The sequence below is a fragment of the Anaerotignum sp. genome, assembly GCF_031981185.1.
In the GTDB taxonomy this organism is placed as follows: domain Bacteria; phylum Bacillota; class Clostridia; order Lachnospirales; family Anaerotignaceae; genus Chakrabartyella.
Genome location: NZ_DALYUL010000017.1, coordinates 1 through 10,371, shown reverse-complemented (window position 1 = coordinate 10,371; position 10,371 = coordinate 1). Strand labels below are relative to the sequence as shown.

Below are 10,371 nucleotides of genomic sequence, written 5' to 3'. Positions count from 1 at the left end.
TGAGATAACTTTTGGAAAGAAGAAAGAACCTCTTGACTTGAGGATGGAAATACGTTAAAATAAGACGTAAGTAAAGCGAAACTTTTCTTACAAAAGTATAGAAAAGTTTCGCTCTTTTTCTGCGCGCAAAGAATATTTATGCAAATAACAATTATATTATGAATAAGACAAACGGCATTTTTAATGCCACATTAGGAGGTGCTTCTATGAGTTTAAAAAAGCATTATGACGTAGCAATTATTGGCGGTGGTATCGGCGGGATTATGACTGCATATCGTTTGGTTGAGAGCAATCCCCAAATGAAGGTGTTAATTATGGAAAAAGGTCATGCCATTCGGCAGCGCCATTGCCCTATTGTGACAGGAAAGGTGGAGAAATGTATTAAATGTTCCTCCTGTGCCATTATGGAGGGCATGGCTGGAGCGGGCGCATTTTCCGATGGCAAATATGTTATTTCTACGGAATATGGCGGCTGGCTAACTGAGTTTTTAGAACCCAAAACAGTCATTCATTACATTGAGCAGGCAGATGAAGTTTTGGTAAAATTCGGCGCAACCACAGACCGTTTTATGCCCGATGACGATTTAAAACGCCTTTGTTTACAGCATGATTTGCATATGAGTCAGGCGCAGTTAAAACATTTGGGAACTGACAGCAACTTTGATACCATGCGGAAGTTGATTGAATATTTAGAAGATAAGGTAGATATCGCTGTTGATACAGAGGCTAGTGATGTGAATAAAGATACTAAGGAGATTCATTTGATACACAAAGGGGAGAAAGATGTGATAACGGCGGATAAGATTATATTTGCCGTAGGCCGTGTTGGTAGTCGCTTTTTCTCAGACTGGTGTGAGAATAATAACATTCCTTTGAAAAATAATCAAGTAGATATTGGTGTGCGTGTTGAGCTACCTGCAATGGTTTGGGATCATTTCAGCAAAAAAATCTATGAGCCAAAAATTTGGTATCGTTCTAAGCAATATGGTGATACCACTAGAATGTTCTGCTTTAATGAAAGAGGTCATGTTGTAACGGAAAACACTGGAGGTGTGCTGACGGTAAACGGGCATTCCTACCGTGATCAGGCCAGAAAGACAGAAAACTCTAACTTTGCTTTGCTATCAACCATTCGCTTTACGGAGCCATTCAAAAAGCCCATTGAATATGCAAGATATGTGGCAAGCTTGGCTAACCTCATTTGTGGCGGCGGCGTTATGGTACAACGTTTGGGGGATCTGGAAATCGGCAGACGTTCAGATGAAAGCCGTATTAGAAAATCCACCACAAGACCTACCCTCCATGCAGTAGCTGGGGATTTAAGCCTTTGTATGCCTAAGCGCCAGTTGGATAATATCATTGAGACCCTCCATGCATTGGATAAAATTGCGCCGGGCACGGCGAACTATGATACCTTGCTTTATGGAATAGAATGTAAGTATTATTCAGCAAGACCAAAATGTACAGAGTTCCAGCTGGACGACTGTCCTGGTCTTTATGCCATCGGCGATGGCGCAGGCTTTACCCGTTCTCTATCCCAGGCGGCGGCAAACGGAATGTATGTTGCAGATAAGATTCTAAACAAGAAATAGTTGTAAATAAAAATAGAGCGAGAAGGGCACATAATATGCCAATCCAGCTCTATTTTTTTTGTGCATTAGCTTTAGTAAATAGCCAGTGTGGGTGGAATTTATTCCGGATAGTAAATCACCATATTTAATAAACAGGGCGAGGATCCTGTGTTTTTATAACCATGTTGTTCGTCTGCTTTGAAGCGTATTGCTTTGCCCTCATCCACAATAAAACTTTTTTGTCCTAGTGTAACTGTCACTTCCCCATGGAACACAGTTAGATATTCTTGCGTACCCTGTAAATGAGGCTCCGTGGATAGATAGCCATTCTCTTGAAATTCAACAGAGTATATTTCAAAGCGGCGAGTGCTGTCAAAAGGAAATGTTGGATAAATTTTTATCCTTCCTTCATCTTCAAGCAATGGCTCAAGACTGTTAATATCTATTAATTCAACAGTTGTTTCAGCATAATTGATGAGTTGTGAAAAGGATATTTTTAACCCATTCGCAATTTTCCACATCGTTGATACGGTTGGGTTAACTTCACAACGCTCAATTTGTCCAAGCATACTTTTGCTCACGCCTGAAAGTTTTGCTACGGTATCAAGGCTAAGTCTTTTTTCTTCTCTTACTTTTTTTAGGTTTTCTGAAATTACATGACTAAGATTATCCATAAAAATGCCTCCTGAATGTTGACAGTATGCTGCACATATGTTAGTATTATAGTGCACACTCATTATAATGTACATTTTGTACGATATATAGTCTATCATGAATTGATTATTGAGTAAAGAGAGGGAATTATATAATGTTAAATTTTCTGGAATTTTTATCATATGTCTTTGTATCAAATATATCTCCAGGGCCGAATGCAATCATATCCATGTCCAATGCAGGAAAGTATGGATTAAAGAAGAGTATTCAATTTAATCTGGGTGTTTCTGCAGGAGTATTTATGGTATTGCTTTTGTGTAGTCTTTTTAGTTGGGTTATATTTGATGTTTTCCCAGCATTTCAATTAATTATGGTATGGGTTGGTGCCGCATACATATTGTGGTTAGCTTGGAATACCATAAGAAGTGATCCTGCCGTAGAAAGCAAGTATAATAAAGAAATGAGCAATTTGTTTTTGCAAGGTGTTGTTTTGCAATTTATAAATCCAAATACAATTTTGTATGGAATTGCTGTTTTTTCATCATTTATTCTGCCCCAATATCAATCGCCTTTCATTTTGTTATTGTTTTGTATTTTACTTTCTTTGGCCTCCTTTTTTTGTACGGCGTGTTGGACTGTGTTTGGGGTAATATTTCAAAGACTTATCGCAAAATACACGAAAATTATTAATGCAGTTTTAGCAGCATTGTTAGTATATTGTGCTGTTTCCTTAGTTATTAAAACATTTTAGATACATTAATGTACTAGCAAAATGAAGTCATTGTCACAATAATCGTTAATTTAAAAAAACCGAATGAACCAATAGTATTGACAACTCATGTAAAAGCGGGAAAGCTTTGGCAAGCTGACAAGGGAAAATATTAATTTATGAATTAATCTGTTGAATATGTAGATACAGAATGTAGTAAAAATCCATTACAAAAAAATAAAATGAAGCCGCTTTAATTTAAAATCCCTTCTAGAATAACTAAAAAACCACGCATTTAACGCGTGGTTTTGATTTAGGACCATATGTTTTAAGTCACAGATATGTGATTGCAATGATTCTATATTAAAAACTGTTTTATTAAGCAAAATCAGATCTTTCTTTTGCCTTTGCAGACATAGGAATGAATTTGCCAATCAGGCCGCCGATGATGGCAGGAACAACCCATCCACACTGGAATCCAGCCAAAGGAAGGCTCTTAACAAACGTGAAAGGCAAGCCGAATCCACATAATACATCAGCTGCACTAACCAATAAAGCAAAGACAGCAGCACCGATATAGATGTTATTGTTTTTGATGTTCTTGCCGAAGAAAGTCAAGATAATCATAACAAGAACAACGGGGTACAGCAATGTTAAAATTGGAGCAGCAATGCTGATAATGGTAGAGATACCAAAATTGGAAACAAAATAGCTGAAGCCAATTGTAATAATAACAACCATTTTGTAGGAAGCCTTACCATGAGTTAATTCCTCAAAGAAAGATGCACAAGAGGAAACCAAGCCGATTGAAGTGGTCAGACAAGCAAAGAATACGATGATGCCAAGCATCAATACGCCATAGTTGCCAACCAGTTTTTGTGTGATGGCAACAACCAAGCCAGTCTGGTTTAAATCTTCAAAACCGCCGCCGGAGGTTGTAGCACCTAAGAAAGCCAAACCGCCATAGATAATCATCAATGCAGCAGCTGCAAAAACACTAGACTGAATTACAACCTTCATGGTTGATTTTGTATCAGTATAGCCCTTGTCCTTGGCAGCAGAGATGATAATGATAATGAATACCACAGAAGCCAAAACGTCCATTGTTTGATATCCTGAAAGAATACCTTCTTTTACAGTATTGAAGCCAGTTGTATCCACAATTGGACCAATAGGGTTCACAATACCCATTACAATTAGCGCCAACAGAGAAAGAACCAAAACTGGTGTTAAATATTTACCGATAACGTCAATTACGCCGGAAGGACGGATGGTAAATAGGAGGGTTAGGCCGAAAAAGATTGCGCCGAATACCCAAGAATTAATGGAAGGAAAAATAGGCATTACACCCATTTCAAAAGTTGTAGCGGCAGTACGAGGGATTGCAAGGAAAGGCCCGATGCATAATACAATTAAAGAATTGATAATGACTGAGGGTACCCTACCCAACTTTCCTGTAATACCGTTCATAGAAACGTCGCCTGTTTTAATCATAGCTAAGATTGCTACCAATGCCAAGCCAACATCGGCGATAAAGAAACAAATAAATCCTGTAAACCATTCAGTACCTGCGTTAATGCCTAAGTAAGGCGGAAAAATCAGGTTGCCTGCGCCGAAGAACATTGCAAATAATGCCAAACCAATTATTGCAACGTCAGCCATGCTGTTTTTCTTTCCGTTCATAGATAATACCTCCTTGTATTACTTACTCTCAACTTTTCTCTCTGATGTGCAATCGGCTATTTATGGAATTGCCACATGCTCACTATTATCTAATAAAATTTCAAAATTATCAACCTAATGAAAAATATTTAAGTGAAACAATTTATGGGAAAAGCATAATCTTAATAAAAAAATAGTTGAAAAAAAGATGAAAATGGATAAAATATAAGGTAAACTAATAAAAAATCAAGAGTTTTATTATTTTTACGAAATGTACAATGTGCAAATACAATTTTTGGATAAAATATATTTCATTCAATTTTTTTTGTGATATTAACCAATTTTAGAAAAGTATTTTAATCTCAACTATTGATTTTTCTCCATTTTAGATAAAAAAGTGAAGAGAATTGTTTGGAAATCATGGACAAGGGATTGTCTGGAAATAGAAATATTTGCTGAAAATTTCCACTGTAAGTGGAAATTTTCAAGTTTCTATAATCAAATGATAGAACACAAGGTGTTCTTTTTTCGAAACAAGGGTGAGAAATATGATTTGTTTTCGTGTCGAGGACAATTCATAGTGAATTAGTATTTTTAAAAAAACAACAACAAACTGTAAAGGAGTTTCATGAAAATTGAAGAATACTATCAGCAATACAGACGTTTATTTGCCAAAATACACTTTGAAATATAGATACAAATAGGAGGAAATTATGAAAGAAGTCAGTATCCATGTTGGAAAACGGATCAGGCTTTACAGAAAGCTAAAAAAGTTAACAATTGAGGTCTTTGCAGAAATGATTCATAAAAGCAAAGCAACGGTTTCTAAATATGAGAATGGGGAAATTTCTATTGATATTGAAACGCTGTTTTCTATCGCAGATGCCTTAAATATTTCTGTAAATCAGCTTGTGGATTATGAAAATATCACAACTTCCGAGGAAACAGAAGGGGATGCCTTGGTAAAGCGGAAAACTGGGAAAACAAAGTATTACCTTTACTTTTATGATGGCAGAAGAGGACGCATTATAAAAAATATCATTGAAGTGCAGGGCGCAGGTGAAAATGGAATTTATAAAGCAAATTTTTATGCAGATGTAGAAGACTACAGTAATTATTACAATTGCAAATTTCTTTATCATGGCAACATGCGTAAGTTTGATGCGTTCACCCATTTCAATTTTGAGAATCAGAATAACAAAGTGGAACAAGTCTTTATGTATGCCATCAATTCGTTCACCCATAGTCGCCGCTTGGTAGGGATTTTCTCGGGACTTTCCACCCAACCCATTTTGCCAGTAGCATTCAAATTTTTACTTTCCCTTGATGTGATGGTAGAAAATGAGGAAATGAAGGAACAATTGGTTATGACAAAGGAAGATTTGAAACAAATAAAAAGAATGAATATGTTTGTTATTAATCAGGAGCTTTAAAAAAACCGATTGCTATGCATAATAAATGCGCAGCAATCGGTTTTTAGTTTTGCTTATACAGATAAAGAATTTAATAAGAAGTTTTTGAAACACCTTTGGAATTTGAACAGTCTTTTCTAAAAATCTTCCCATAAGAAGGGTTTTGAAACAATAAATTAGGGCTTTTATTGCCTCAAAATTTGTCCATTAAAGCAATTGACATTAAGAGCCCGGCAATTTTTGCTGCTTGGGGATTTAAATTTTCTCCAGCTTCTTCTGTACTTCCGTCGGCACTTCTAGCCGCAAGTAGGCCACCTTCTTGGGTTAGGCTAGTAACGCTTTGGTTTACGCCCTGCAAGGAATTAATAAAAAGCAAAGAACGACAGAGGTCACGGATTTGCCCACGCCCGCCTTCATCCAGAAAAGGGGCGATTGCCCTCAGAAGAGTAACTTCCTTTGGTGGATGTTCCACGGTAAATGACTTTTGGTCGCCAGCTGCCAACTGAATTTTCTGGATGTAGTTTCTCTCAATTGCTTCTCTTAAGGACGTAGACATCGCCAGAAAGTCCTTTTCCAGACCATCTGTTTGCTGTAGTGTTTTTGTCAATTCGTAAATCAGATTTCGTTCCATTAAATAAAAACCACCTTTCCTGTTTGGTTCAGACAGGTACTTTGATCCAACAGTCCCCCATTTTCGGCCGCCATTTTCATTAGGGCCGTCTTAATTTCGTTGGGTCTGACATAAGGGAATCGTTCTAACAGCAAAGAGGCCGCTCCGCTTACCAAGGGGGTGGCCATAGAGGCACCACTCATACTGATATAATTGGGATAAATAATATTTTCCCGACTGCGGTTGGGCATACTAAACTTATAATCCGGGGAGAGAACAGAAATAATGTTTTCTCCCGGCGCCCAGATATCCGGCAGATTGGATGAATCCCTGGTGAAAAGGGAAAAAGGCTTATGTCGCGTAAAATAATCACGATCTTCCCAAGTTCCCACGGTAATTACCATGGGGCTGATGGGCGGCGGGGGCTGATAGCCTCTGCGTCCATCGGGATTGCCTGCGGCGGCCACTACAACAATTCCTCTACGCCAGAGAACTTCAACGATTTCCTTCAAAGGTTGATTCACCTTTCTGTCATTAGAACCGATGGATAAATTTACTACTCTTATATTATATTTTGCAGCATTGTCCATTATCCATCTTAATGCGGCAACAGCATGGGAAGAACTGCCTTGGCCGTTGCTGTCAAGAATTTTTAGGGAGATAATATGAGCTTCAGGGGCAATTCCACAGTAGCGGCCGTTGGAAAGGACACCACTGCCACAGGCGATACCCGTGACATGGGTCACGTATCTTTTCTGTTGCTTTTATACCTTAGTTGGGATAAAATAAAAGAGAAAAGAAATTCAAAATTGGGGGGACTTTTTGTGAAAATATCTGAAAAGGGACAGACGTTATTGGCCAACTATAAGAAATTTCAAAAAATCTATATTCTTTTATTAGCAGTTGCCGCCATGAGTTTTGTGTTTCTGCATAATTATTTTTTCGCAGTAGCATTGGCAGTGTTTACGTTTGTTTTGGAAACCAAGTATTATAAGTGTCCTCATTGTAATAAGTCACTCAATAGCAGAAAGAAGATCACTGAGGATAGTTGCTGTCCGAACTGTAACAAGTATATTTTTAAAGATTTGGGATAAAGCGTTAAAAAAGAATGAATTTTTCTGCAAGAAATTTCTATCCGCAGTATTTTGCTGCGGGTATTTTTTTTATTTGCCTCATTCTGAAGAGAAAAGATGAAGTGTTGCCTTAGTATTGTCGTGAATATTAGGTCATATCTTTAAAGAGTCTTTTTTTCTTGGAGTTTTGAGATGCTTTGGAAAGATTTTATTTACGAAAGGTTTGCTTGAAGCATATCCGAAGTTATAAAAAGAATAGCTATTACCATAAGGTGCGCTAGTTACCAGCTTGTTTCGCACATTTTTTGGGATAAGTGAATACCCCTGGGGTATATATTGTAATAAGAAAGATAGAGGGGGCGGAGTTATGCCCAAGGCAGCTTTATATTGCCGTCTCTCTGTGGAGGATGGAACAGGGGAAGAAAGCGAAAGCATAAGAAACCAAAGGATACTGCTCATTGCGTATGCCCAAAAAAACGGATGGGAAATTTACGATGTCTATGAGGATGAGGATTATTCCGGCTTGAGGGAGGACCGCCCGGCTTTTTGCCGTTTGCTTCAAGATGCTAAGGATAAAAAATTTGAGATTATACTCTGCAAAACGCAATCACGCTTTACCCGCAGTGCGGCTACTGCGGAGATATATTTGCATGAGCGATTTCCTTTATGGGGGATTCGATTTGTCACGGTAGTGGATGGCGTGGATACATCAAAAAAAGAAAATAAAAAGGCAAGGCAAATCAATAGTCTTGTAAATGAATGGTATTGTGAAGAGCTATCAGAAAATATTCGCTCTGTTTTGCGAAAAAAAATGGAAATGGGACAGTTTCTGGGGAATTATGCACCCTATGGGTATCAGAAAGATGCTTACGACCGCCACCATTTGGTGGTTTTGGAGGAAGAAGCCAAGGTGATACGGTATATGGCGAAGTTGTACTTGTCTGGGCTATCTTGCAAAAAAATAGCAGACCAACTGACCATAGAAAATATCCCCACACCCTCCCAGGAAAAGCGAAAAAGAGGTCAGGATTTAGGTAGAAAAACCTGCATGCAATGGGGGGCGGGTACGGTAAGAAAAATATTGAAAAATCCTGTTTATATGGGCCATATGGTGCAAGGAAGAGAGCAGAAAATTAGTTATAAATCAAAAAAAACCATGGAGCTTCCCATGGAAAATTGGATTGTTGTGAAAAACACCCATGAACCGATTCTAAGTGAAAAGACTTATGAAAAGGTGCAGAAAAAATTGGCGAAAAACAGACGAGGGAAACAAAGCGTTTGACAACGGAAAACCCCTGTGATATGCTAAAAAACAGGAAGTAATTCCGTTATTATGAAAAATGGGAGCTTGTAGGCAGGCTGAGAGGAAGTACCAATACTTCGACCGTAAACCTGATTTGGATAATGCCAACGTAGGGACATACTTCGTTTATGAAGGCACTCCTGAGGGGAGTGCCTTTTTTAACGGACAACTAAGGTGTCGACAAAGGTGTACATAGGGAAGGGGAAGTTTTTTTGTGACCCTTCTTATGAAATTTTTGTTCCCAAGCCTTTCTGGCACTGTCCGTTATGAATAAACCATAAATCAATTTTACGAAGGGTTCCACTGGAAAATCCGATGAATTTTTTAGGAGGAATAACGATGGAGAAAAATTTAATTCAGAATGTAAGGGAAACTATGCCACTGGTGCATAATATTACAAATTACGTTACAGTAAATGATGTGGCCAATATTTTATTGGCTTGCGGTGGATCTCCTATTATGGCAGATGATGCAGGGGAAGCGGCAGAAATTACAAGTATTTGTGGTGGACTGAATATTAATATTGGAACGTTAAATACCCGTACCATTGAATCTATGCTTTTAGCGGGAAAAAGAGCCAATGAGCTAGGGCATGTTACTGTTTTAGATCCTGTAGGTGCCGGTGCATCAAAACTACGTACGAATACGGCAATCTGCCTTTTGGAAGAGGTGCGCTTTTCTGTCATACGGGGGAATGTTTCAGAGCTGAAGGCCCTTTGGGGCAAAGAGGGCACGACAAAAGGCGTAGATGCAGATATAGCTGACCGTGTCACAGAAGAGAATTTGGATGAAATGGTTCAGTTCGCCAAACGCCTCAGTGAGAAAACAGGAGCGGTGATTGCAATGACAGGGGCAATTGATATCGTTGCTGATGGCAAAAAGGCCTATGCAATTCGTAATGGGAATCCTTTGATGTCTAAAATAACAGGAACAGGTTGTATGCTCAGCGGCGTTGTGACGGCATATTGTGTGGCAAATTCTTGTCACTTATTGGACGCTACAGTGGCGGCAGTGGCGGCAATGGGGCTTTGCGGTGAAATTGCATTGCAAAGATTAGCGGAATCAAAATTAAATGGCACCTCATCTTATCGCACCTATATTATTGATGCAATGAGTAATCTAACGGATGAGGTTTTAGAGGAGGGAATGAAAATTGAAGCTAGATCGTAAAAGTTTGTTATTATATGCGGTGACTGACCGTGCTTGGTTACAAGAAAGAAAGCTAGCTGAGGATGTGGAGAAAGCACTAATAGGTGGAGCAACCTTTGTACAACTTCGGGAAAAGGATGCATCTTTTGAGGAGTTTGTGGAGCAAGCAAAGGAAGTAAAGGAAGTTTGTAAAAAATATAACGTTCCTTTTGTGGTTAACGATAATAT

The 10,371-nt window shown here is 38.5% G+C and carries 11 protein-coding genes and 1 riboswitch; of the genes, 7 read left to right on the top strand and 4 right to left on the bottom strand.

Features of this window, described 5'->3' with window-relative positions; translation table 11 throughout:
• The first annotated feature begins 206 nt into the window (after nt 1-206).
• Nucleotides 207-1,592, top strand: a complete 1,386-nt coding sequence (locus tag RTK36_RS10560; RefSeq protein ID WP_312046978.1) for an NAD(P)/FAD-dependent oxidoreductase — start codon at nt 207-209, stop codon at nt 1,590-1,592.
• A 98-nt stretch (nt 1,593-1,690) separates the two neighbouring features.
• Here the strand turns inward: RTK36_RS10560 and RTK36_RS10555 are convergent, their stop codons facing one another.
• Complete coding sequence (locus RTK36_RS10555) at nt 1,691-2,245, bottom strand: helix-turn-helix domain-containing protein (RefSeq protein ID WP_312046974.1); 555 nt, start codon at nt 2,243-2,245, stop codon at nt 1,691-1,693.
• A 134-nt stretch (nt 2,246-2,379) separates the two neighbouring features.
• On the opposite strand from RTK36_RS10555, the gene RTK36_RS10550 reads away from it, so the two are divergent.
• Nucleotides 2,380-2,976, top strand: coding sequence for a LysE family transporter (locus RTK36_RS10550; protein WP_312046968.1), 597 nt, complete (start codon nt 2,380-2,382; stop codon nt 2,974-2,976).
• 336 nt (nt 2,977-3,312) lie between these two features.
• On the opposite strand, the gene brnQ is transcribed toward RTK36_RS10550, so the two are convergent.
• On the bottom strand, nt 3,313-4,617 hold the full coding sequence (gene brnQ / locus RTK36_RS10545; RefSeq protein ID WP_312046966.1) for a branched-chain amino acid transport system II carrier protein: 1,305 nt from the start codon (nt 4,615-4,617) through the stop codon (nt 3,313-3,315).
• A gap of 692 nt (nt 4,618-5,309) precedes the next feature.
• Between brnQ and RTK36_RS10540 the strand changes: the two genes are divergently transcribed.
• Nucleotides 5,310-6,029, top strand: coding sequence for a helix-turn-helix domain-containing protein (locus RTK36_RS10540; protein ID WP_312046964.1), 720 nt, complete (start codon nt 5,310-5,312; stop codon nt 6,027-6,029).
• A gap of 172 nt (nt 6,030-6,201) precedes the next feature.
• Here the strand turns inward: RTK36_RS10540 and RTK36_RS10535 are convergent, their stop codons facing one another.
• Together RTK36_RS10535 and RTK36_RS10530 are read right to left on the bottom strand one after the other, a co-directional pair.
• Nucleotides 6,202-6,639 (bottom strand): hypothetical protein, encoded by a 438-nt coding sequence (locus RTK36_RS10535; protein WP_312046962.1) that lies wholly within the window; start codon nt 6,637-6,639, stop codon nt 6,202-6,204.
• Nucleotides 6,639-7,364: a S8 family serine peptidase gene (locus tag RTK36_RS10530; protein ID WP_312046960.1), complete on the bottom strand. Its 726-nt coding sequence runs from the start codon at nt 7,362-7,364 to the stop codon at nt 6,639-6,641. Before RTK36_RS10530 ends, RTK36_RS10535 begins: the two co-directional genes overlap by 1 nt.
• Nucleotides 7,365-7,442: 78 nt before the next feature.
• On the opposite strand from RTK36_RS10530, the gene RTK36_RS10525 reads away from it, so the two are divergent.
• The 4 genes from RTK36_RS10525 to RTK36_RS10510 all read left to right on the top strand — a co-directional run.
• Nucleotides 7,443-7,712, top strand: a complete 270-nt coding sequence (locus RTK36_RS10525; RefSeq protein ID WP_312046958.1) for a hypothetical protein — start codon at nt 7,443-7,445, stop codon at nt 7,710-7,712.
• A 346-nt stretch (nt 7,713-8,058) separates the two neighbouring features.
• Complete coding sequence (locus RTK36_RS10520; protein WP_312046953.1) at nt 8,059-8,973, top strand: recombinase family protein; 915 nt, start codon at nt 8,059-8,061, stop codon at nt 8,971-8,973.
• A 48-nt stretch (nt 8,974-9,021) separates the two neighbouring features.
• A riboswitch (TPP riboswitch) is annotated at nt 9,022-9,127 on the top strand.
• 206 nt (nt 9,128-9,333) lie between these two features.
• Complete coding sequence (gene thiM / locus RTK36_RS10515) at nt 9,334-10,164, top strand: hydroxyethylthiazole kinase (RefSeq protein WP_312046950.1); 831 nt, start codon at nt 9,334-9,336, stop codon at nt 10,162-10,164.
• On the top strand, nt 10,148-10,371 hold a 224-nt coding region (locus RTK36_RS10510; protein ID WP_312046947.1), incomplete at its 3' end, for a thiamine phosphate synthase. The genes thiM and RTK36_RS10510, both read left to right, overlap by 17 nt.

Excerpts from the sequence above, each read along its gene's own strand:
- RTK36_RS10520 (WP_312046953.1), top strand. The coding sequence starts at position 8,059 with ATGCCCAAGGCAGCTTTATATTGCCGTCTCTCTGTGGAGGATGGAACA.
- RTK36_RS10535 (WP_312046962.1), bottom strand. The coding sequence starts at position 6,639 with ATGGAACGAAATCTGATTTACGAATTGACAAAAACACTACAGCAAACA.
- brnQ (WP_312046966.1), bottom strand. The coding sequence starts at position 4,617 with ATGAACGGAAAGAAAAACAGCATGGCTGACGTTGCAATAATTGGTTTG.
- RTK36_RS10560 (WP_312046978.1), top strand. The coding sequence starts at position 207 with ATGAGTTTAAAAAAGCATTATGACGTAGCAATTATTGGCGGTGGTATC.
- RTK36_RS10540 (WP_312046964.1), top strand. The coding sequence starts at position 5,310 with ATGAAAGAAGTCAGTATCCATGTTGGAAAACGGATCAGGCTTTACAGA.
- RTK36_RS10555 (WP_312046974.1), bottom strand. The coding sequence starts at position 2,245 with ATGGATAATCTTAGTCATGTAATTTCAGAAAACCTAAAAAAAGTAAGA.
- thiM (WP_312046950.1), top strand. The coding sequence starts at position 9,334 with ATGGAGAAAAATTTAATTCAGAATGTAAGGGAAACTATGCCACTGGTG.
- RTK36_RS10550 (WP_312046968.1), top strand. The coding sequence starts at position 2,380 with ATGTTAAATTTTCTGGAATTTTTATCATATGTCTTTGTATCAAATATA.